Raw genomic sequence first — 21,423 nt, 5'->3', positions numbered from 1 at the left:
CGCGCGATTCGAAGCGGCGAGTACCTGGCCGCGGCGGGTGGGGGAGGACTCCCGGCTGTGGGATCTGGATCCACACCAGGCGATCGACCGCGTCTGCGACGTAGTCCAGCCGATGCTGAGTCGGGAAGTGTGGCAGGAACACCTGGCGGGCTGCCATATCAGCAGACGTGCGAATAGCTGGCGGAAAATCAGTAGTCGCGCTGCCGATCGCGCGGATACCGTTGGCGCACAAGGTCGAGCCGAGCGATGGGAAGGAGGTGGCGATGAGCGAGGATGTGTTGACCAGGCATGGGCAGACGGTGCTGGTTCCGGAGGCCGGGAAGTCGGAGCGGGCGGATCTGGTGGCGTGGCGGCGGCGGGATGCGTTGCGCCGGTCCAGTGCTGCGCAGCCGATTCCCAGTGCGCGGCGGTATCGGCGGAAAGCGAAACATAAGGGGCGGGAGCGGGATTGAGGTCGCGTCCCGTGTGACCCCGTTTTCACGTGCCAAGGCATGTGGAGGCGGGGTTTTTCTGTTGTTGGCGGGAACACGGATCGGACGAGATGATGCCTCTCGGAGTCCGATACCGGCCGTGCGCATCCGGTGAGCAACCGGTTCCTGGCGAGGGCATCGATAGGTACGAAAGTAGTTCTGCCACAGGTCTTTCGCTGCCCATCGGCACGAGCATCCATCCACTCCGGAACGATGAACAGGCGACCGGCGTCCGGTCCGGATGACTCGTATCCGACTGTGACCAGCCATATTCGGCGACTCTGCGCACTGCTTCGTACCGCTCGGAGCGATCGATCCCTACCGTGTGAGTTGTTCGAACTGTGGAGCCGGATTTCGGTCTCGACTCCGCGAATCACCGGAAGGATTCAGCGATTCGGAGGGGAGAGCAATGTCCTGGAAATCGGTGTATCGGGTGTCGGCGGGAGCCGAGTCCGCGTTCGGCGTGCCTCTGGCCGGTGTGCGTTGTGAGCTCCGGGCACCTGGGTGTGCCCGGCGGGCTGTCCGAGTAGAAGGGGAGTGCCCTGGTCGATGGTGACGAGGGCACGCTCGGATGCCGTGGCCCCTACGGCAGTGGCCACGGCACAGTCCATTTCGAGCTCGGCGATCGCTTCGGGGGTGCGGTTGCCGAACTGGGAGGGGCGATCGTGGGGCAGGCGATCGCGGGAGGTCAGGTGGGTGGGCGCAGCGCGGCGAATTCGTCGGTGACTCGGATTTCGGAGTCGGTGAACCGATAGACCGCCGCGGGGCGCCCGCCCGCCCGGCCGGGGGATGCGGTCGCGCCGGTCGGCGTGATCACCTTGCGGCGTGTGAGAACTCGCTGCAGATTCGTTGTGTCGACCTCGTAACCGAGTGCGGCGCAATAGATTTCGCGCAGCGTGGACATGGTGAACCGCTCGGGTGCCAGCGCGAAGGCGATATTGGTGTAGGAGAGCTTCGCGGCGAGCCGGGTGCGCGCGTGTTCGACGACCGTACCGTGATCGAACGACATGCGCGGCAGGTGGGAAACCGGATGCCACGTGGTGTCCGAGGGCAGTTGCGGGTCCGCGGTCAACGGCACCAGCCCCAGATAGGCCGAGGCGATCCGCCGCGGCGCGGGCACCCGGTCCGGATTGCTGAATACCGACAGCTGCTCCAGATGCGCCAGCTCACGCACATCGACCTTCTCGGCGAGCTGGCGCCGGGCCGAGACATTGAGGTCTTCGTCGTCGCGCAGTCGTCCGCCGGGTAGCGACCAGGTGTCCTTCTGCGGGTCGAGTGCGCGCTCCCACAGCAGCACCGCGAGTTCGGTCCGCTGACCGGGCGGACATGGCCGAATCAGCTCATCTGTCATGCGTGCAGGGCTGCTACCTGCGGTGATGTCGTGAGGGAAGCGCCGAACCTGGAACACCGCGGTGAGCGTTTCGTGGATGGTGTTACTATGGGGCACGTTTTCGATTATAAGTCGAAAACCTGGTTAGGTGTGAATCGGCTGCCATGTGAATAGGCACAAGCTCCGATCGCACGAGGAGAGGAGCCATCATGGCGACGATGGGTGTGAAGCTGGCGCCCCCGCTGATGGGACAGGTAGTCGATGGTCCGACCGGATTCGCCGGTGTCGAGGCCACACCGGAGTGGGCAGCCGAGGTCAAGCGCCTCGCCAGGGAGCGCAACGCGACGATTCTCGCGCACAACTACCAGTTGCCCGAGATCCAGGACGTGGCCGACCATGTCGGTGACTCGCTGGCGCTGTCCCGTATCGCGGCCGAGGCGCCCGAGGACACCATCGTGTTCTGCGGAGTGCACTTCATGGCCGAAACGGCCAAGATCCTCAGCCCCGAGAAGACCGTGCTCATTCCGGACCAGCGGGCGGGCTGTTCCCTGGCCGATTCCATCACCGCCGACGAATTGGGGGCCTGGAAGGCCGAATTCCCGAATGCGGTGGTCGTCTCGTATGTGAACACCACCGCCGCGGTGAAGGCGCTCACCGATATCTGCTGCACCTCCTCGAATGCCGTCGATGTGGTCGCCTCCATCGATCCCGACCGCGAGGTGCTGTTCCTGCCGGATCAGTTCCTCGGCGCGCACGTCAAGCGGGTCACCGGGCGCGAGAATATGCACATCTGGGCGGGCGAATGCCACGTGCACGCCGGGATCAACGGTGACGAGCTGACCGAACAGGCCCGCACCCACCCCGATGCCGAACTGTTCGTGCACCCCGAATGCGGTTGTGCCACTTCGGCGTTGTACCTCGCGGGCGAGGGCTCGTTCCCGGCCGACCGGGTGCACATTCTCTCGACCGGCGGGATGATCGACGCCGCCAAGGCCGCGAAGTCGAATCAGGTCCTGGTCGCCACCGAGGTCGGCATGCTGCACCAGCTGCGCAAGGCCGCCCCCGGCATCGACTTCCAAGCCGTGAACGACCGTGCGTCCTGCAAGTACATGAAGATGATCACCCCGGCGGCATTGCTGCGCTCGCTCGTGGAGAACACCGATGAGGTGCACGTCGACCTGGAAACCGCCGCACTGGCCCGCAATTCGGTGCAGCGCATGATCGAAATCGGCAATCCGGGCGGTGGCGAATGAACCGCTGCGATCGGAGCGCAATGTGCGCGCTCGTCCGGAGTGGCGGTGCGGAATGATCGCCGGGGCGGTCGGTAGCGGTTGCGCTGCCGACCCGGTCGAGAAGGGCAGGGGCGCATGAGCATCGCGCCGCGGATCGACTGGGAAGCCGCCGCCGATCTGGTCGTGATCGGCGGCGGCGTCGCCGGGTTGACCGCGGCACGCACGGCATCGCTGCGCGGTCTGCGAGTGCTTATCCTCAGCAAGGGCGGCCCGACCGATACCGCGACCCAGTACGCCCAGGGTGGTATCGCTGTTGTTGCGCCGCATGAGGATTCGGTGGAATCACATGTGCGTGACACGGTCGAGGCCGGTGCCGGACTGTGTGACGAGGCGGCGGTGCGGTCGATCGTCGAGGGCGGTCAGGCCGCCGTCGCCGCGCTGACCGATCTGGGTGCGGTCTTCGATCTCGCGCGCGACGGTCAGATCTCGCGCACCCGCGAAGGCGGGCACAGCACGCGGCGGATCATCCATGCCGGAGGTGACGCCACGGGTGCCGAGGTGCAGCGCGCGCTGAACGCGGCCGGACTGCCGGTCCTGTTCGGTGCCGCGGCACTGGAAGTTGTCACCGGGCGGACCGGAGTCCAGGGCGTGATCGCGGTGTCCGAGAACGGATTCGGGGTCGTGCACGCGCCTGCGGTGCTGCTGGCCACTGGCGGACTCGGTCAGCTGTACGCGTTGAGCACGAATCCGCCGGGCGCGACCGCCGACGGTATCGCCCTTGCGCTGTGGGCCGGTGCGACGGTGGCCGATCTCGAATTCGTGCAGTTCCATCCGACGGTGCTCTACACCCCCGGTGGACTCGGCAGACGGCCCTTGATCAGCGAGGCCGTCCGCGGCGAAGGCGCGATACTGGTTGATTCCGAAGGGAATTCGGTCACCGCGGGTGTGCACCCGCGTGGTGATCTGGCACCGCGCGATGTGGTGTCACGTGCAATCGCCGCACGGATGCGCGCCCTCGGCGCCGATCACGTCTATCTCGATGCCCGCGCGATCGACAGCTTCCCGCAACGTTTTCCGACGATCACCGCATCCTGCCTGGCCGCCGGGATCGATCCGCATACCGATCTCATTCCGGTCGCACCCGCCGCGCACTACCAATGCGGCGGGGTCGTCACCGACACCCACGGCCGGACCGCGGTTCCCGGTCTGTATGCCGCGGGTGAGGTGGCGCGGACCGGGCTGCACGGTGCCAACCGGCTGGCCTCGAACAGTCTGCTCGAGGGCTTGGTGGTCGGTGAGCGCGCCGGGGTGGCCGCCGCCGAACGTCTCGACGAGGAAGCGCACGTCACGGACGTGTCCTTCCACACCATTCCGCGCGCGGCCCGCGCCCTGGTGCAGCAGTCGATGACACTGCATGCCTCCGTGGTACGCGATGCCGTCGGGCTTGTGGAGGCGGCCGCGCGGTTGCGTGATGCGGTGTCGCACAGTGCCGCAAGTCGCTTGCGTGCCGAGTTGACCAGGGCCAATCAGCGATTCGCGGGATCGACGGACGCGGCGATCGAGCTCTCGGAGCTGAGCGGCGCACTGAACGGCAGCGGGGCGGTGAATACGGGTGGGGCATCGGAGGAGACCGCAGATCTCAACGGTGCGGCCGCGGCTGCGGCACAACGCATCACCGCGTTCGAGGACGCGGCTCTCACCCTCACCGCTCAGGTCCTCCTGCTCTCCGCCGCAGCCCGCACGGAAAGCCGCGGCTCGCACACCCGCTCCGACTACCCGACCCCCGACGACCACCAACGCCGCAGTCGCGCAGTACGTCTGGGCCCAGAGGGTCACCCCGTCCCCGCCCCCGACGGCCTCGACCTCACCACCTGGACCCAGGACGTCATTCCCAGCGCCTCATGACCGCGGCAATGCACGAGAACAGTAGGACGAAGGAGTGCACTGATGGGACTGGATACCGGCCTGGATCGTGACGAGGTGCTGGCCCTGATTCGCACCGCGCTGGATGAGGATCTGCGCTACGGCCCCGATATCACCACGGCGGCAACGGTTCCCGCCGATGCGGCGGTGAAGGCATCGGTGGTTTCGCGTCAGCCGGGCACGGTGGCCGGACTCGATATCGGTCTGCTCGTGCTCGACGAGGTGATCGGTGCGGGCAACTACGAAATCACCGATCGGGTCGCCGACGGCACCCGGGTCGAGCCGGGGCAGTCCGTGCTCGGGCTGGTCGCGCCGACTCGCGGTCTGCTCACCGCCGAACGCACCATGCTCAACCTGGTCTGCCACCTGTCCGGCATCGCGACCGCGACTGCCGCCTGGGTCGACGAGGTCGCGGGCACCGACTGCCGCATCCGCGACAGCCGCAAAACCTTGCCCGGCCTGCGTGCCCTGCAGAAATACGCGGTCCGCGTCGGCGGTGGCGTCAACCACCGCATGGGTCTCGGCGACGCCGCCTTGATCAAGGACAATCACGTGGTAGCCGCGGGTTCGGTGGTCGCGGCCCTGCGCGCGGTGCGCGAGCTGGCCCCCGATATCGCCTGCGAGGTCGAAGTGGACAGCCTCGAACAACTAGACGCCGTCCTGGCCGAAAACGTCGAACTGGTCCTGCTCGACAACTTCCCTCTTTGGCAAACCCAAGCCGCCGTCCAACGCCGCAATGCCCAGGCCCCCACCACCGAACTCGAATCCTCCGGCGGCCTGGCCCTCGCCGACGCAGCCGACTACGCTCGTACCGGCGTCGACTACCTGGCCGTCGGCGCACTGACCCACTCGGTGCGCGTCCTCGACCTCGGCCTGGACATGTAATCGTCAGGCAGTGAGTTCGCGTTCCAACGGCGTGCGGAATCGGGGGATGGCGCGAACTTCGCCGTACCAGGTGGCGCTGCGGGCGGCTTCGGCTTCGATGAGAGATTCCGGTTCGGAGCCGATGTCTTCCAGTAGGCGGTAGACGATTTCGCCGTCTTTGCGCTGGGCCCAGCCGCCGACTATGCGCCCGTTCCACCAGATGGTGGGACCGACGTTTCCGTTGCGATCGAACAGGGTTGAAGCGTGGGGGCCGAGGTACCAGTCGCGAGACTGCCAGCCCATGGGGGTCGGGTCGAGTGCGGGGAGTAGGGCGGCCCAGGGTTCGGGCTCGGGGGTCGGGTCCTGATCGTCGGCGAGTAGCAGACCGGTGGTGCCGTCGAGATCGACCTCCACCACATCGAGTTGGGCGAGGGCCTTGCGAACCTCCGCGAGCGTCCAGCCGGTCCACCACTTGATATCGGTGACGGGCGCGGGGCCGAAGGCGTAGAGCCACTGCCGGACGAGTTCGGCGCGGGCCGCATCGGCGGGCATGGTCGGAACACCTTGCGGCAGCCAGGTTTCGACCGGGGACCAGGTGTATTGGCTGCTCGTCCAGCTTCCGTTCGGTCGACCGCGCACGATGCGCCCCTCCACACCGAGGATCACAAGCACCCAGGTGGTGATGCTGTTGGGACGCGAATATGCCTTGTCCGGAGCGGTATTCACCTGCGTGCGCAGCCGGGGCACGTCCTTGCTCAGCTGTGCGCCGGTCGCCGCCCCACGCGCCATCAGCGCCTTGTGCGTTTCGTCTTCGACGTCGGCCAGCCACGCGCGCACATCCCCGTCGACAACACCGGCCTGCTCGATGAACCTGCCGTAGGTGCGACGTTGCTTCTCCGCCAACGCATCCGCGCACGATGCCTGCAATACCGGCAGCAATTCGACCGGTGCGATGAACATCGTGCGCCGCATCGCCAGCAGGCGCAGCAGCGTCCGATCCTCGTACAGTGCCTTCTCGACATGTGCGGGCTCAGCGGTGAGACTGCGCGCGCCCACCGACAGGTACACCGTCGCCGGATCGGTCGCATGCAGTACCACTAGGGATCGGACGATATCGGCAACGTCATCGGTGCGACACGCTGGTGTCAGCCGATGTCGCCGCGCCAGCCGGGCCCGCCGCTCCGCCGCATCAATCGAACGCATATGCGAATAGTAGCGGTCAGATGCCGAACTGCTGCGGATCCACCCCTAGCGCCTGGCATGCCTCCCGTACCGCGGCGATCTCGTTCTGATCGAAATTCCCGTCCGCATTGCCGATCATGATGCCGATCTGGACGACCGCGTGCGCCTCGGTCGGCTTCCCCGCCGCCTTGCCGATCTGCTGCAGCACATATGCCCGCCCGAATGCCGGATCGCCGACCAGCCGGTTGCAGTTGTTCTCGAACAGGTCGCGCAATTCATCGGTCGGGAAGTTCTGCAGCACCGGATCGGAGCCGATGAGTCCGGCCACCCGCATGCGCTCGGCCGGATCGATGGTGCCGTCGGCCGCCGCGACGAGCGCGCACATGCCCATGCTCGCATCCCGGAATGTGCCGCCGCGCAGCTCGTTCTTCTTGGCCAGCAATTGCGCTCGCCACTGCGGGGCCTTGTCCATCAGATCCATCAGGCGGCTGATATTGGTCGCATTGCTGATGAGACGGTTCAAGAAGGCCATGGAAACTCCCCGGAACGAGGTTCGGACGACAGACGGGCCCGAACTCTGGATCGACTATCGCGGACGGTAGCAGAACCCACCGAGACACGCCTGCCCCCGAAACACCGCCGAATTACGTCGGCTGCCAGGCGCGAACCAGATCGAGCAACCCCGGAAAACGCGCGTCGAGATCGTCGATCCGCACCCGGCTGCGGCGCTCCAGTCCGTACTGCCGCTGACGGGTGACGCCGGCCTCGCGCAGCACCCGGAAATGGTGTGTCAGTGTCGATTTCGGCCGATCGATATCGAACCAGCCGCAGGAGCGATCGGTCTCCGGGGATTCGAGCAGCAGTTTCTGCACCATGCTCAGCCGCAGCGGATCGCTGAGCACGCCGAGCACATCCTCGAGCCGCAGTTCGGCGCGCGTCGGCTCGGGCAGCGTTGCCGGGGTGTCGGTCGATGGCATCGGGTCTCCTGCGGATCAGCCAATCCTTAGTTCGACTTCTATCGTACTAGATGTTAAGTTCGACTCTCGTCGTACCAGTACGAGTTAGTTCGAACTATGGAGGTTGGCATGACGACGCTCTTGGCGAAACCGGAAACCGCGACGCGACGCGACGGTGCGGTGTGGCTGGCGGCCTGGCCGGTGCTCGCGGTATTCGTGCTCTCGAATGCGCCGACCCCGCTCTATATCGTGTGGCAGCACCGGCTGGGCTTCTCCTCGGGCACACTGACCGCCGTATTCGCCTGCTACATAGCCGGATTGCTCGGCGCGCTGCTGGTCGCGGGCGTGGTCTCGGACCGCATCGGCCGCAAGCCGGTACTGCTACCCGCGGTGCTCCTCGCGATGCTCGCCTGCGTCCTTTTCGCCACCGCGAATTCGGTCGCGATGCTGGCGATCGCGCGTCTGCTCACCGGAATAGCGGTCGGTGCGGCCGTCTCGGCGGGGATGGCGGCGGTAACCGATATAGGCGGCCCGGAGCGCAAACGCCTTGCCGCACTCGCGGCCTCATCGGCCATGGTGCTCGGGGCGGGCTTCGGTCCGTTGCTGGCCGGTCTGCTGTCACAGCTCGTTCCCGGCCCGACCGTCACTATTTTCGTCGTCGAAATCGTCTTGCTTGCTACGGCTTTCGCGGTCGTCGCGCGGCTCGACCTGCCCAAGGGCGCTCGCGGACGTGGCCCGTGGATTCGCATCCCCGCGGTCGCACCGGGCGGACGCACGGCCGTGCTGCTCGGCATCGCGGTGTTCGCGCCAGGTATCACCGCGACATCATTCGTGCTCTCGCTCGGCCCCTCGCTGCTGTCGAATCTCTTGGGCGCCACCAACCGAGTGCTCGCGGGCGGCTTGGCCTTCGTCATGTTCCTCGGCGCCACCGGCATTCAATTCGCGGTGCGGCGGATGCGCTTGCGCACGATCCTGCTGGGCGGTACGGCGGCCACCCTGCTCAGCATGATCACTCTGGTCGCGGCGCTGCGACTGTCATCGATCGCGTTCTTCGCCGCCGCGGCGATCCTCGCGGGCATCGGCCAGGGCATGGGCCAGTTCGGCGGTCTCACGGCCATCAGCACTAGCGTGCCCGCCGATCGGCTCGCCGAGGCCAATGCCGCCCAGAACATCGGCGGATACCTGCCCGCCGCAGTACTCCCGCTGTCGGCCGGATTCCTCAGTGACGCAATCGGTTTGCCAGCGGGCGCGACCACCTTCGCCGGCACCGTCGGCGCCGCCGCGGTGCTCGGCGCGGTATTCGTCGCGACTCGCCTCGGCACCGCGACCGGACTGCGATAGCCGCATGTCATCATTCCGGCATGAGACACCTACTGCTGACGCTCGGCTGTGCGCTGTTCGCCGCGGTGTCGACGACAAGTCTTGTCGCACCGCCTGTTTCGGCCGAACCGGAATGCGCGGTCCAAGTCGACGTGCGGCCCGTGACCCTGACAGTAGACGGCGAGGACGCCACCGGCCGGGTATACGAACCGTATCGCTGCGCGGCGGGCGATCCGGCGCCGCGTGATCTGGTCGTCGCGGTTCACGGCCACGACGGCACCTCCGCCGATTACGCCGGATATCTGACCTCGATCGCCCGCCGCACCGCGACCCCGATCCTGTCCATGGACGCCCGCAGCGCGACCAGCGTCTGGCGCACCGGCGACTGGAATCTGTGGGCTGGCCGGCGCGATATCATCACCGCCACCCAGTGGTACAAGAACGAGCATCCGACGATCGGCCGAACCGTGCTGTGGGGCTGGAGTCAGGGCGGCACCATGAGCGGACTCGCGGTGGCGCATGGTCCGCAAGGGCTGTTCGACTACTGGGTCGACAATTACGGTCCCGCGGACGATTTCACCATGTGGCTCGCGTCGGCGGGCGTCGATCCCGCACTGCCCGCTCAGATCGAACGCGATGCGGGCGGCTGCGCCCCGACGGTCTGCCTGCAGGCCTATGCCGAACGTTCGCCCGTTCTCCTTGCCGCCCGGATGAGCATGAAACGCGCCTTCCTGATCCACGGCACCGGTGACGATGTGGTGCCGTACCCGGCGACCCTGGAAATGCGAGCCGGGCTGCTCGCCGCGGGCAAACCCACCTCGATGTACACCATCGTCACCGGCCGCGACCTGAACGGCGCCGTGGTCCCCGGCGATCACAGCGTCGGTCCCGCGTATTTCGAGGGCGGCTGCGTGGTCGAGCGCCTGCTGCTCGGCACCGAGCCCGTCGACGGACCCGACCGCGACTATCTGGTCGACGTCGCCCGCGGCATCGTGACCGCGCCCCCGGCCCCGCCGACCGCCAAATGCGCCGCCTAGGGAACACCTGTCGGTGCGGTGTGGTTCATTCGGGCAAGACCGGACAGAAGGAGAGGTGCGATGAAGCCGAATGACCCCGCTTACCACTGGAGCGGCGCGGAATTGGACCTCGACGCGTACTTGGCCCGCATCGGCTACACCGGCGACCGCACCCCGACGCCGGCCACCCTGAGTGCCCTCGTCTATGCCCACACCACCACGATCCCGTTCGAGAATCTGGAGTCCATTCTCGGGCGCCCCGTTCCGCTGGATCTGGAATCGTTGCAGGACAAGATGATCCGGCACCGGCGCGGCGGCTACTGCTATGAGAACGTCGGCCTGTTCGCCGCCGCGCTGGAACAGCTCGGCTTCGGGGTGACCGGTCTCAGCGGCCGGGTCACCATGGGCGTGTCCGACGGTCTGCGCCCGGCCACCCACGCCCTGCTGCGCGTCACCACCAGCGATGACGATCGCGTCTGGATCTGCGATGTCGGCTTCGGCTCCGGACCGCTCGCGCCCTATGAACTGGTCGAGGGCGGTGAATTCACCCTCGGTGACTGGCGCTTCCGGCTCGAACACACCACCGGCGAACTCGACAGCGACCTGTGGGTGCTGCACCAATTCGGCCGCGACGGCTGGATCGACCGCTACACCTTCACGCTGAATCCGCAGTACCGTATCGATTTCGCGGTCGGCAACCACTTCGTCTCCACCTCGCCGCGCTCACCGTTCACCGCCCGGCCGTTCGTGCAGCGCTTCCTCCCGGACGTCCACCACGTACTGGACAACCTCACCCTCATCACCGAATATCCGAACGGCTCCAGCGAAACCCGCGAACTCGAACTCGCCGAACTTCCGAAAATCCTCACCGAGGTCTTCGACATCGACCTGTCCGAACCCGACGCCACCGCCCTCGCCCAGGGGCCCTGGCTCGCCTGAAATCCGCTCTCCGTGCGGTTTACCCAGGCTCGTTGCCGTCCCGCACTAGAGTCGGCCGGGTGCGTGCTTACCGGAATCTTCTCGTTCTGTTCGCAGCCTCCGCCCTGGCCCTGAGTGGTTGCAGCTCAGGGCCGGACCAGCCCGACACCGTCGCCGGGCAGTTCGCCGATGCGCTCAGCCGCGACGATATCGCCGCGGCCGCCGCACTCACCGACGACCCGACCACGGCATCGAATGTGCTGGGCAAGCTCTACGACGGGCTCGGCAAGGATGTGAAATACGAGGTCCGCAGCGCGGATAAGAACTCCTTCACCCTCGCCGCCACCTGGAAGTTCGGTAAGAACGAGTGGAGCTACACCACCAACGGTTCCGCCGGCGATTCCGGCGACGGCTGGAAGATCAAATGGGACCCCGATGCCATCGCGCCCGGTCTCGCCCTCGGCCCACTGAGCTATGCCAGCACCTATCCGAAGCCCGCGCGGATTCTGGAGTCATCGGGCGGTGAGTTGATGACCGAGCAGGTGGTCACCCTGGTGAACGTCGCGCCCGGTGCCGATACCGCCGCGCTCGCCGCGGTGCTCGCCCCCGTCGCCGCCGACATCACCGCACAGTCGCTGCAATCGGATCTGGCTGCGGCCCAGGGCAAGCCGATCACGGCGGTCACCCTGCGCGACGCCGATATCGCCCCGATCCAAACGGCGTTGGCCGCAGTCCCGGGCGTCACCCTCGCGCCGCAGACCCGCCTGCTCGCCACCGACAAATCCCTCGCGTCACCGGTGCTGTCCGGCCTCGCCGACCGGTGGCAGAGCTCCGCCGACGCTGCGGCAGGCTGGGCGGTGCGGGCGCAGACCGCCGACGGCACCGAACGCGTCGCCGGTCAGGATCCGAAACCCACCGCGGATATCGTGACCACACTCGACACCGATCTGCTGCGCTACGCGGAGAGGGCATTGACGCCGATCACCCAGCCCGCCGCGATCGTCGCAATGCAACCCTCCACCGGAAAGGTGCTCGCCGTCGCGCAGAACGCGGCCGCCGACGCCCAGGGACCGATCGCGCTCACCGGCCTGTATCCGCCGGGGTCGACCTTCAAGACCGTCACGGTCTCGGCCGCTCTGCAATCCGGCACGGTGACACCCGACACCGTGCTGCCGTGCCCGGCCACCGCGAATATCGAGGGTCGCCGCATCCCCAACGACAACAACTTCGACCTCGGCAACGTCGCCCTGCACACCGCCTTCGCTCAGTCCTGCAACACCACCATGGGGCAACTCGCGGTGAATCTCGCACCGAACGGCCTGACCGATGCCGCGGCACAACTCGGCCTCGGCATCGACTTCGTCACACCCGGTCTGACCACCGTCACCGGCAAGGTGCCGACCGCGGACACCCCGGCACAGCGGGTGGAGTCCGGCATCGGCCAGGGCAAGGTGACGGCCTCACCGTTCGGTATGGCGCTGGTCGCCGCATCCATCGCGCGCGGATCGATGCCGCTGCCGATGGTCGTCGACGGGCAGCCCGGCGTGGCCGATCACACCCCGGCGCCGCTGCCGCCGACCACCGACGAGCAGCTGAAAACCATGATGCGCGAAACCATTACCGGCGGCACCGCCACCGCGTTGCGTGACATCCCGGGACTGATCGGCAAAACCGGCACCGCCGAGTACATCGATGACAAGCACGCCCATGGCTGGTTCGTCGGAATCGACGGTGACCTGGCCTTCGCCGTCTTCGTCAGCGATGCGAACAGCTCGGGTCCGGCCGTGGAGGCCGCAGGCCGTATGCTGCGTGCACGACATTGAGCGACACTGTCGAATCAGCACGGTACTAGCCTTCGGCGCGTGTGGGCGGCGAATATACCCCCGCAGCCGCGTGCCGAGGATTGTGCCCCGCTACACTCGTCGGCGGAACGCGTTGATGGTCAATACGCGTGATGTCACGATTTCGAGAAGGTTCGGAGTAGGCGCCATCGATACCGGTCAATTGATCGCGGAGCACTACCGCCTGGTCGAGCGGATTGGTAGCGGCGGCACGGGTGTGGTCTGGCGTGCCGTCGACGAACGCCTGCAGCGCTCGGTCGCGGTGAAGCAGATCCACATCAAGCCCAGCCTGCCCGAAGCCGAGCGCGATGTGGTGCGACAGCGCGCGATCCGCGAGGCCCGCAATGCGGCGCGTTTCCAGCACCCGAATGCGATCGTCGTCTTCGATATCACCGAGCACAACGGCGACCCGTGCCTGGTGATGGAGTATCTGAAGTCGAAGAGTCTGGCGGGAGTGATCTCCGCGCAGGGGATGCTGCCGCTGACCCAGGTCGCGCGGATCGGCGAACAGGTTGCCGCGGCGCTCATCGCCGCACATCACGCCGGAATCGTGCACCGCGATGTCAAGCCGGGCAATATCCTGCTCGACGACACCGGCACGGTGAAGATCACCGACTTCGGCATCTCCCGCGCCACCGGTGACGTCACCCTCACCGAGACCGGTCTGATCTGCGGTACCGCCGCCTATCTCGCGCCGGAGGTCGCGCGCGGCGCCGACCCGACACCGGCCGCCGACGTATTCGCCTTGGGCGCAACGCTTTTCCACGCCCTCGAGGGTGAACCGCCGTACGGTGCCAGCGCCAACCCGCTCGCCGTGCTCTACGCCGCGGCGAACGGCCAAGTGAGCGAACCTCGCCACGCCGGGCCAGCGACCGACTTCCTGCTGGATCTGCTCAGCCCGGACCCGGCCGACCGGCCGACCATGCGTGCGGCCCGCGAACATCTTTCCGCACTCGCCGATTCCGGACCGGTGCCCGCCGGATTCGTCCCGGCCAGTGAGGCTTTCGGTCGCCGTGGCGAATCCGCGACCCGTGCGCTGCGGCCACCCGCGAATCCGACACCGGAGCACCAGCCGACCGCGCGGCAACCACGTCCGACGCCGCCGCCGCGAAACTCCGTCCGTCCCGCCAACTCCAGTGCGTCGCATCCGACAACCGCAGCGCATCCGCGGACCGCGACGCAGCCGCGTCCGGCGCCGCGCAAATCCGGTGGTAAGCGCAAGGCCGTACTGGTCGGTGCGACCATCGGTGCGGTGGTGGCCGTCGCGGCCATCCTGATCGGTGCGCTGAATCAGTCGGGCACCAATACGCCGTCGGTGCAAGCGAGTCCGCCTTCGTCGTCCGTGTCCAAGGGGACCACTTCCACGGCTGCCGCGGGCTCGCCGGGGCAAACGAAGAGCGTCGGCACGACAGACTCGCGGCAATCCATCGATCAAGTGGTGGACTTCTACAACAACCTCACCTATATGAGTTTCGCGGCTGCATGGAAACAGTTGACTCCCGCTGCCCAGCGCGTCTACGGCAGTCAGTCAGCCTTCCAGGATTACTGGACGCAGAATCGGGTCACGGCCTTCAACACGGTTGATGCGGCCGGTGGTGGTACAGGCACCAACCCAGACGGTTCGGTGGATATCAATGTGGCCAGCGTGACCTATGCGGGCCGGAACAGGTCGGTGACGCTGCGATTGATCAACCCTGGCAGCGGCGCCCCACTTATTGACAGCGACACCCGCAGCGGCGACGCGCGCTAGTCACGGCGGCGGGGGCGGTGCGCTACCGGGCAACGGACCGCACCGAGGTCTGCGCCCAATTCGCAAGCAGCGCAAGGGCGGTGGCGCTCGGCGAATCCGGTTCGGTGGTGTGCATGATCAGCGCCTGATCCGGATCGTCGGGTAGGCGTAGCGTTTCGAAGCCCAGATCGAGTCGGCCGACCGCCGGGTGCAGGTATATGTACCGCCCGTGCGTCTTGTCCTTGAGTTCGTGACGCTGCCACATGGCGCCGAAGTCGGCGGAGTTCGCGCTCAATTCCTCGATGAGCGAAGCGATTCCGGCATCGCCGGGATTGCGCGCCATATCCAGGCGCAGATACGCGACGACATCGGCGGCCTTGGCCGTCCAATCCTCGTACAGTTCGCGCATCCCCTCGTCGAGGAAGACCAGTCGAGCGAGATTGCGTTCACGAGGCGGTAGAGCGCCGAAATCGGTGATGAGCGCGGCGGCAAGGGAATTCCAGGCGAGCACATTGGTGCCGCGGCCCACGATGTAGGCGGGTACGTCTGCGGCCGCGTCGAGCAGCCTGCGCAATCCGGGACGAACTTCCTGTTCGGCCGGCGGCTCCTCGCCGGACCACGGCCGCGCCAGTCGATACAGATGCGCGCGTTCCACCGGGTTCAGCCGCAGCGCCTGCGCGACGGCATCCAGCACCGACTCCGAGAAGTGCAGGGTGCGGCCCTGTTCCAGACGCACATAGTGATCGACACTGACCCCGGCCACCATGGCCAGCTCCTCGCGCCGCAGACCGGGTACCCGGCGGCGGCTGCCGTAGTCGGGCAGGCCGACCTCCTCCGGGCTCAGTCGCGCCCGCCGGGAACGCAGGAATTCGCCGAGTTCGGCACGTCGATCCAGACTCACGTCGTCCAGTATCCAGGCGGTTGCCGGGGCGCATCCTGGTCATGCTGTGCCCAGGCTCGCGCGGCGCTGTCTACCGCCGCTGTCCGCGCCGAAAGTAGTGATCACCGCCGGAACAGTTCCGGCAGTGAACGGAGACGGACACAATGAGCAACACCCGCCCGCTCGGCGACACCGGCATGGACATCTCCCCGCTCGGCTTCGGCACCTGGATCTTCGGCGGATCCGGTTGGCAGTACTCATGGGGCGCCACCGATGACGCCGACTCGATCGCCGCTATTCGGCATGCAGTGCACGGCGGAATCAACTGGATCGATACGGCAGCCGCCTACGGCGTCGGCCACGCCGAGGATCTGGTCGGCCGCGCGCTCGCCGACATCCCGGAAGCCGAGCGGCCCTTCCTCGTCACCAAAACCGGCCTGATCTGGGAAGAAGGCGACGACCGTGCCGGGCCGCCGCGTCGGATCATGCGCCCGGATGTGGTGCGCAAGGAAATCGAGGATTCGTTGCGTCGGCTGCGCGCCGAGCAGATCGACCTCTACCTGGTGCACTGGCCGGACACCGGTGCCGTGTTCGTCTACGGCGCCGAGGGTGAAGCCAATGACCAGGCGACTCCGCTCGCGGAGTACTGGCAGGTCATGGCCGATCTGAAGAAGGAAGGCAAGGTCCGCGCCATCGGCCTGTCCAACCACGACGCGGCCCAACTGGCGGTCGCCGAATCCATCGCCCATGTCGATGCGATCCAGCCGCCATTCTCGGCGATCAATCGCTCGGCCGCGGCCGATATCGCCTGGGCACACGAGAACGGCACCGGCGTGATCGTCTACTCACCACTGCAATCAGGCCTGCTCACCGGCACATTCACCGAGGAACGCCTGCGCAATCTGCCCGACGAGGACTGGCGCGGTTCGCATCCGGACTTCACCACCGGCCTGTCCGCCAAGCTCGCCCTCGTCGAAGCCATGCGCCCGATCGCGGCCCGCCACGGCGTGACCGTCGCCGAGGTGGCCCTGGCCTGGGCGACCGCATGGCCCGGCATCACCGGCGCGATCGTCGGCGCACGTAACGCCACGCAGATCGACGGCTGGCTCGGCGCCCGTGACCTGGCGCTCAGCACCGATGATCTCGCCGCAATCGAGATCGCCATCACCACGACCGGCGCGGGCATCGGCCCCGCCCGCGCGTAATTTCTGAGGAACCACCATGACACTGCACGTCGTCGCCGAATTCCGCGCCGACTCGGGCCGCGAAGACCGCCTACGCACGGCGCTCGAGGCAATGATCGAACCGTCCCTGGCCGAGCCCGGCTGCCTGACCTACCACCCCTACACCGACCCCAACGACCCTTCCCACATGGTGCTCGTCGAGGAGTGGACCACTCCGGAAGCACTCGACGAACATTTCACGACGCCACATTTCTTCCATGTGCGCGACGTACTCGACCAGATCCTCGCCGAACCGATGATCATCAAGCGACTCGTCTCGGCCTGACACCCGCCCCGCCCCGGTTCACTATCGGACCGGGGCAGGCGGCCGTACTCCGCGCCACATCCGGCGACCGCAGCGGATAACGGGTGGCACCGGACCGATAGGCTGGTAGCTGGAGCGGAGCGGAGAATACCGACCGCTCGGCGTCGGGCACGGCGTCCAAGGATCAGGACAGACAGGATCGCAGACCTCATGACATCCCGCATCGAGCTCGCCCGCGTCGATCTGCGCGGCCGTACTCCCTCCGCTGCCGAGCTGCGCACCGCGCTGCCGCGCGGGGGAGTCGACGTGGACTCGGTGCTGCATCAGGTGCGACCGGTCGTGGAGGCGATCCGGGATCGCGGGGTCGCCGCGGCGCTGGAGTTCAGCGAGCAGTTCGACGGCGTGATTCCGGCGAGCGTGCGAGTGCCCGCGGCCGAGTTGGAAGCCGCATTGGAGAAGTTGGATCCGGCCGTGCGTAGCGCACTCGAGGTCGCGATCGAACGGACTCGCAAGGTCCACGCCGATCAGCGACGCACCGATACCACCACCGAGGTCGTGCCCGGCGGCACGGTGACCGAGCGGTGGGTTCCGGTCGAGCGGGTGGGGCTCTACGTGCCCGGTGGCAATGCCGTCTACCCGTCGAGCGTCGTGATGAATGTGGTGCCCGCCCAGGCGGCCGGTGTCGACTCGCTGGTGGTGGCCTCGCCGCCGCAGGCGCAGCACGGCGGGCTGCCGCACCCGACCATCCTGGCTGCCGCGAAGCTGCTCGGGGTCGAGGAAGTGTGGGCCGTCGGTGGTGCGCAGGCTGTCGCGCTGCTGTCCTACGGCGGTATCGATACCGATGGAGCGCAGCTCGAGCCGGTCGACCTGATCACCGGTCCCGGCAATATCTTCGTGACCGCCGCCAAGCGTCTGTGCCGCGGCCTGGTCGGCATCGATGCCGAGGCGGGCCCCACCGAGATCGCGATCCTGGCCGACGCCACCGCCGATCCGGTCCACGTCGCCGCCGATCTGATCAGCCAGGCCGAACACGATGTGCTCGCCGCCAGCGTGCTCGTCACCGACAGCGTCGAACTCGCCGATGCGGTGGACGCCGCGCTCACCACCCAGATGACGGTGGTCAAGCACGCGCACCGGGTGCGAGAGGCATTGTCCGGTAAGCAATCCGGCACCGTGCTCGTCGACGATCTCGAGCAGGGCCTGCGGGTGGTGAATGCCTATGCCGCCGAACACCTGGAGATCCAGACCGCCGATGCGCCTGCCGTCGCGGCCCGAGTGCGCAGTGCCGGCGCGATCTTCGTCGGTGCGTACGCCCCGGTCAGCCTGGGCGACTACTGCGCGGGCTCCAACCACGTACTCCCGACCGCAGGTTGCGCGCGACACTCCTCGGGCCTCAGCGTGCAGACCTTCCTGCGCGGGATCCACGTCGTCGAATACACCGAGGCCGCACTCAAAGATGTCGCCGGTCACGTGGTCGCACTGGCCAATGCCGAGGACCTGCCCGCACACGGCCAGGCCGTACAAGCGCGATTCGAGGCACTGGCATGACCCCCGAGATCACCGTGCCCGGCTCCGGCGTCAGCCTGGACGACCTGCCGCTGCGCGAGAATCTGCGCGGCAAAAAGCCTTACGGCGCACCACAATTGACGGTGCCGGTGCAGCTGAACACCAATGAGAACCCGCACCCGCCGAGCCGGGCCCTCGTCGACGACGTCGCCGAATCCATTCGCGCCGCCGCCACCGACCTGCACCGCTACCCGGACCGCGACGCCGTCGCCCTGCGCAGCGACCTGGCCGAATACCTGACTCGCCAGACCGGCACCGCGGTGCACACCGCCAATGTCTGGGCGGCCAACGGCTCCAACGAAATCCTGCAGCAACTGCTGCAGGCCTTCGGCGGACCCGGCCGCAGCGCACTGGGTTTCGTGCCGTCGTACTCGATGCACCCGATCATCTCCGAGGGCATCGATACCGAATGGGTCGAGGCCAAGCGCAATGCCGACTTCTCCCTCGATATCGACTACGCGCTCACCGTCATCGCCGAGCGCCGACCCGATGTGGTCTTCGTGACCAGCCCCAACAACCCGACCGGACACAGCATTCCGCAGGCCGACCTGGCCCGGATCCTGGCCGCCGCACCGGGCATCGTGGTCGTCGACGAGGCATACGGCGAATTCTCCGCCGAGCCGAGCGCGATCGCCCTGATCGATCGGTTTCCGACGAAACTCGTGGTCAGCCGCACCATGAGCAAGGCCTTCGCCTTCGCGGGCGGCCGCCTCGGCTATCTGGTCGCCGCCCCCGCGGTGATCGACGCGATGCTGCTGGTGCGACTGCCGTATCACCTGTCGGTGGTCACCCAGGCCGCCGCCCGGGCGGCCCTGCGCCACGCCGACGAAACCCTCGGCAGCGTCGCCGAACTTGCGGCACAGCGGGACCGGGTCGCGGAAGCGCTGGCCGCCATGGGTTTCGAGGTGATCCCCAGCGACGCCAACTTCCTGCTCTTCGGTCGCTTCACCGACGCCCCCCGCGCCTGGCAGCACTATCTGGACCGCGGCGTGCTGATCCGCGATGTCGGCATTCCGGGATATCTGCGCGCCACCATCGGTCTCGCCGCCGAGAACGACGAATTCCTGCGCGTCAGCGGCATATTGGCCGACACCGACCTCACCATCCGATGAATCCGCCTGTGGAGGAAGCAAAGATGAATCGCACCGCGCGGGTGGAGCGCGTCACCAAGGAATCGAATATCGTCGTCGAACTGGACCTCGACGGCACCGGCAAGACCGACATCTCCACCGGTGTCCCGTTCTACGACCACATGCTGACCGCGCTCGGCGCACACGCGAGCTTCGATCTGACGGTGCGCGCCGAGGGCGATATCGAGATCGAGGCGCACCACACCGTCGAGGACACCGCCATCGTCTTCGGCCAGGCACTGGGTAAGGCATTGGGCGACAAGTCCGGCATCCGTCGCTTCGGCGATGCGTTCATTCCGATGGACGAGACCATGGCGCACGCTGCGGTAGATGTCTCCGGCCGCCCGTACTGCGTGCACACCGGCGAACCTGATCACCTGCTGCACGCGGTGATTCCGGGTTCCGGACCTGGTGCCCCGTATTCGACAGTGCTCAACCGGCATGTCTTCGAGTCGATCGCGCTGAACGCCCGTATCGCCCTGCACGTGCGCGTGCTGTACGGCCGCGACCAGCACCACATCACCGAGGCCGAATTCAAGGCGGTCGCGCGGGCATTGCGCGGCGCCGTCGAACTGGATCCGCGGGTGAGCGGTGTGCCGTCGACGAAGGGGACGTTGTGACAACGAAATCCGTCGCTCTGCTCGACTACGGCTCCGGCAATCTGCACTCCGCGCACCGCGCGCTGATTCGCGCAGGCGCGAACGTCGAGGTGACCGCCGATGCCGATACCGCGCTTGCCGCCGATGGCCTCGTCGTTCCCGGCGTCGGTGCGTTCGCCGCGTGTATGGCCGGGCTGCGCGAGGTGAAAGGGGAGCGCATCATCGGTCAGCGGCTGGCCGGCGGTCGTCCGGTGCTCGGCATATGCGTCGGCATGCAGATCCTGTTCGAGCGCGGGGTGGAATTCGGTGTGGAAACCGACGGGTGCGCGGAATGGCCGGGCGTGGTCGAGCGCCTGTCCGCACCTGTGCTCCCGCACATGGGCTGGAACACGGTGTCGGCTCCTACCGACAGTGTCTTGTTCGCCGGAATGGCCAGCGATACCCGTTTCTATTTCGTGCACTCCTATGCCGCACAGACCTGGGACCTGCCACCGAGCGAACACTTCGCCGCGCCGAAGCTCACTTGGGCCGAACACGGAGTCCCATTCCTGGCGGCCGTCGAGAACGGTCCGCTGTCGGCGACGCAGTTTCATCCCGAAAAGTCCGGTGATGCGGGGGCGCAGCTGCTCCGCAATTGGGTGAACTCGCTGTAAACACCCGCTGGCCAGGCGATTTGACATCGTGCACGGCGGTAAGTAACTTTATCCAAGTCAGAGCGACACGGACACCGACCCGGAGCCGAAAGGCCTGGGAAACGAGGTAGTACGAGGAGCGCCTGGCGATCACACTGGTTCGGAAGGTTCCTGATTTTGTGTCGGGAGTCGGCTGGGCTAAGCTTCACCAAGTTGCCTCACTGAAGCCCCGGATTTACTCCGGAGTGAATGTGTGTGCGTGTGTTCTTTGAGAACTCAATAGTGTGTCGATGAATGTCAGTGCCAAATATTATTTTGGTTCCGGCTCCTCAAACCCCCGTTTGGGT

The 21,423-nt window shown here is 66.9% G+C and carries 20 protein-coding genes; 15 read left to right on the top strand and 5 right to left on the bottom strand.

From position 1 onward, the window contains the following. The first annotated feature begins 263 nt into the window (after positions 1-263). The gene (locus tag ACIBW7_RS26800; RefSeq protein ID WP_397050885.1) at positions 264-452 is read left to right on the top strand and encodes a hypothetical protein; all 189 of its coding nucleotides are present in this window, start codon (positions 264-266) and stop codon (positions 450-452) included. 706 nt (positions 453-1,158) lie between these two features. On the opposite strand, the gene ACIBW7_RS26795 is transcribed toward ACIBW7_RS26800, so the two are convergent. Beyond that, entirely contained in the window at positions 1,159-1,917 is a 759-nt protein-coding gene (locus tag ACIBW7_RS26795) for an NrtR DNA-binding winged helix domain-containing protein (protein WP_397050883.1), read from the bottom strand. A gap of 92 nt (positions 1,918-2,009) precedes the next feature. On the opposite strand from ACIBW7_RS26795, the gene nadA reads away from it, so the two are divergent. From nadA to nadC, 3 genes are all read left to right on the top strand, one after another. Beyond that, entirely contained in the window at positions 2,010-3,053 is a 1,044-nt protein-coding gene (nadA, locus tag ACIBW7_RS26790) for a quinolinate synthase NadA (RefSeq protein ID WP_397050881.1), read from the top strand. Between the two features lie 114 nt (positions 3,054-3,167). Continuing rightward, complete coding sequence (locus tag ACIBW7_RS26785) at positions 3,168-4,937, top strand: L-aspartate oxidase (protein ID WP_397050879.1); 1,770 nt, start codon at positions 3,168-3,170, stop codon at positions 4,935-4,937. A gap of 42 nt (positions 4,938-4,979) precedes the next feature. Next, a complete protein-coding gene (nadC, locus tag ACIBW7_RS26780) occupies positions 4,980-5,840 on the top strand; it encodes a carboxylating nicotinate-nucleotide diphosphorylase (protein ID WP_397050877.1) in 861 nt (286 codons plus the stop codon). Positions 5,841-5,843: 3 nt separating this feature from the next. Here the strand turns inward: nadC and ACIBW7_RS26775 are convergent, their stop codons facing one another. The 3 genes from ACIBW7_RS26775 to ACIBW7_RS26765 form a co-directional block, all read right to left on the bottom strand. Further along, complete coding sequence (locus ACIBW7_RS26775; protein WP_397050875.1) at positions 5,844-7,022, bottom strand: winged helix DNA-binding domain-containing protein; 1,179 nt, start codon at positions 7,020-7,022, stop codon at positions 5,844-5,846. Positions 7,023-7,038: 16 nt separating this feature from the next. Beyond that, positions 7,039-7,482, bottom strand: coding sequence for a tellurite resistance TerB family protein (locus ACIBW7_RS26770; RefSeq protein ID WP_397051622.1), 444 nt, complete (start codon positions 7,480-7,482; stop codon positions 7,039-7,041). Positions 7,483-7,645: 163 nt separating this feature from the next. After that, positions 7,646-7,978, bottom strand: a complete 333-nt coding sequence (locus ACIBW7_RS26765) for an ArsR/SmtB family transcription factor (RefSeq protein ID WP_397050873.1) — start codon at positions 7,976-7,978, stop codon at positions 7,646-7,648. Between the two features lie 108 nt (positions 7,979-8,086). On the opposite strand from ACIBW7_RS26765, the gene ACIBW7_RS26760 reads away from it, so the two are divergent. From ACIBW7_RS26760 to ACIBW7_RS26740, 5 genes are all read left to right on the top strand, one after another. Beyond that, positions 8,087-9,298, top strand: a complete 1,212-nt coding sequence (locus ACIBW7_RS26760) for an MFS transporter (RefSeq protein ID WP_397050871.1) — start codon at positions 8,087-8,089, stop codon at positions 9,296-9,298. A gap of 20 nt (positions 9,299-9,318) precedes the next feature. Then, the gene (locus ACIBW7_RS26755; protein ID WP_397050869.1) at positions 9,319-10,314 is read left to right on the top strand and encodes an alpha/beta hydrolase family protein; all 996 of its coding nucleotides are present in this window, start codon (positions 9,319-9,321) and stop codon (positions 10,312-10,314) included. 60 nt (positions 10,315-10,374) lie between these two features. Continuing rightward, the gene (locus ACIBW7_RS26750) at positions 10,375-11,232 is read left to right on the top strand and encodes an arylamine N-acetyltransferase (RefSeq protein WP_397050867.1); all 858 of its coding nucleotides are present in this window, start codon (positions 10,375-10,377) and stop codon (positions 11,230-11,232) included. 59 nt (positions 11,233-11,291) lie between these two features. Further along, entirely contained in the window at positions 11,292-13,034 is a 1,743-nt protein-coding gene (locus ACIBW7_RS26745) for a penicillin-binding transpeptidase domain-containing protein (RefSeq protein WP_397050865.1), read from the top strand. 115 nt (positions 13,035-13,149) lie between these two features. Then, positions 13,150-14,802 carry a protein kinase gene (locus ACIBW7_RS26740; RefSeq protein WP_397050863.1) on the top strand — a complete coding sequence of 551 codons (1,653 nt, stop codon included), beginning with the start codon at positions 13,150-13,152 and terminating at the stop codon, positions 14,800-14,802. 22 nt (positions 14,803-14,824) lie between these two features. On the opposite strand, the gene ACIBW7_RS26735 is transcribed toward ACIBW7_RS26740, so the two are convergent. After that, positions 14,825-15,682: a helix-turn-helix transcriptional regulator gene (locus ACIBW7_RS26735; RefSeq protein WP_397050861.1), complete on the bottom strand. Its 858-nt coding sequence runs from the start codon at positions 15,680-15,682 to the stop codon at positions 14,825-14,827. A 143-nt stretch (positions 15,683-15,825) separates the two neighbouring features. Here ACIBW7_RS26735 and ACIBW7_RS26730 point away from each other — a divergent pair, with 143 nt between their 5' ends. The 6 genes from ACIBW7_RS26730 (at position 15,826) to hisH (ending at position 21,097) form a co-directional block, all read left to right on the top strand. Beyond that, on the top strand, positions 15,826-16,866 hold the full coding sequence (locus ACIBW7_RS26730; protein WP_397050859.1) for an aldo/keto reductase: 1,041 nt from the start codon (positions 15,826-15,828) through the stop codon (positions 16,864-16,866). Positions 16,867-16,882: 16 nt separating this feature from the next. Next, positions 16,883-17,170 carry a putative quinol monooxygenase gene (locus ACIBW7_RS26725; protein WP_327096948.1) on the top strand — a complete coding sequence of 96 codons (288 nt, stop codon included), beginning with the start codon at positions 16,883-16,885 and terminating at the stop codon, positions 17,168-17,170. 189 nt (positions 17,171-17,359) lie between these two features. Next, positions 17,360-18,697 (top strand): histidinol dehydrogenase, encoded by a 1,338-nt coding sequence (hisD, locus tag ACIBW7_RS26720; RefSeq protein ID WP_397050856.1) that lies wholly within the window; start codon positions 17,360-17,362, stop codon positions 18,695-18,697. Then, entirely contained in the window at positions 18,694-19,827 is a 1,134-nt protein-coding gene (locus tag ACIBW7_RS26715; protein WP_397050854.1) for a histidinol-phosphate transaminase, read from the top strand. Before hisD ends, ACIBW7_RS26715 begins: the two co-directional genes overlap by 4 nt. Positions 19,828-19,850: 23 nt before the next feature. Next, positions 19,851-20,465 (top strand): imidazoleglycerol-phosphate dehydratase HisB, encoded by a 615-nt coding sequence (gene hisB, locus ACIBW7_RS26710; protein ID WP_397050852.1) that lies wholly within the window; start codon positions 19,851-19,853, stop codon positions 20,463-20,465. Continuing rightward, a complete protein-coding gene (gene hisH, locus ACIBW7_RS26705) occupies positions 20,462-21,097 on the top strand; it encodes an imidazole glycerol phosphate synthase subunit HisH (RefSeq protein ID WP_397050849.1) in 636 nt (211 codons plus the stop codon). Before hisB ends, hisH begins: the two co-directional genes overlap by 4 nt. Positions 21,098-21,423 lie beyond the last annotated feature (326 nt).

The organism is Nocardia sp. NPDC049526, from assembly GCF_044465765.1.
GTDB lineage: Bacteria > Actinomycetota > Actinomycetes > Mycobacteriales > Mycobacteriaceae > Nocardia.
The sequence above is the reverse complement of the archived record's forward strand: the minus strand, read 5'-3'. Positions and strand labels throughout refer to the sequence as shown.

Coding starts and splice junctions, on each gene's coding strand:
- ACIBW7_RS26800 (WP_397050885.1), top strand. CDS start 264: ATGAGCGAGGATGTGTTGACCAGGCATGGGCAGACGGTGCTGGTTCCG.
- nadA (WP_397050881.1), top strand. CDS start 2,010: ATGGCGACGATGGGTGTGAAGCTGGCGCCCCCGCTGATGGGACAGGTA.
- ACIBW7_RS26785 (WP_397050879.1), top strand. CDS start 3,168: ATGAGCATCGCGCCGCGGATCGACTGGGAAGCCGCCGCCGATCTGGTC.
- nadC (WP_397050877.1), top strand. CDS start 4,980: ATGGGACTGGATACCGGCCTGGATCGTGACGAGGTGCTGGCCCTGATT.
- ACIBW7_RS26775 (WP_397050875.1), bottom strand. CDS start 7,022: ATGCGTTCGATTGATGCGGCGGAGCGGCGGGCCCGGCTGGCGCGGCGA.
- ACIBW7_RS26770 (WP_397051622.1), bottom strand. CDS start 7,482: ATGGATCTGATGGACAAGGCCCCGCAGTGGCGAGCGCAATTGCTGGCC.
- ACIBW7_RS26765 (WP_397050873.1), bottom strand. CDS start 7,978: ATGCCATCGACCGACACCCCGGCAACGCTGCCCGAGCCGACGCGCGCC.
- ACIBW7_RS26760 (WP_397050871.1), top strand. CDS start 8,087: ATGACGACGCTCTTGGCGAAACCGGAAACCGCGACGCGACGCGACGGT.
- ACIBW7_RS26755 (WP_397050869.1), top strand. CDS start 9,319: ATGAGACACCTACTGCTGACGCTCGGCTGTGCGCTGTTCGCCGCGGTG.
- ACIBW7_RS26750 (WP_397050867.1), top strand. CDS start 10,375: ATGAAGCCGAATGACCCCGCTTACCACTGGAGCGGCGCGGAATTGGAC.
- ACIBW7_RS26740 (WP_397050863.1), top strand. CDS start 13,150: ATGGTCAATACGCGTGATGTCACGATTTCGAGAAGGTTCGGAGTAGGC.
- ACIBW7_RS26730 (WP_397050859.1), top strand. CDS start 15,826: ATGAGCAACACCCGCCCGCTCGGCGACACCGGCATGGACATCTCCCCG.
- ACIBW7_RS26725 (WP_327096948.1), top strand. CDS start 16,883: ATGACACTGCACGTCGTCGCCGAATTCCGCGCCGACTCGGGCCGCGAA.
- hisD (WP_397050856.1), top strand. CDS start 17,360: ATGACATCCCGCATCGAGCTCGCCCGCGTCGATCTGCGCGGCCGTACT.
- ACIBW7_RS26715 (WP_397050854.1), top strand. CDS start 18,694: ATGACCCCCGAGATCACCGTGCCCGGCTCCGGCGTCAGCCTGGACGAC.
- hisB (WP_397050852.1), top strand. CDS start 19,851: ATGAATCGCACCGCGCGGGTGGAGCGCGTCACCAAGGAATCGAATATC.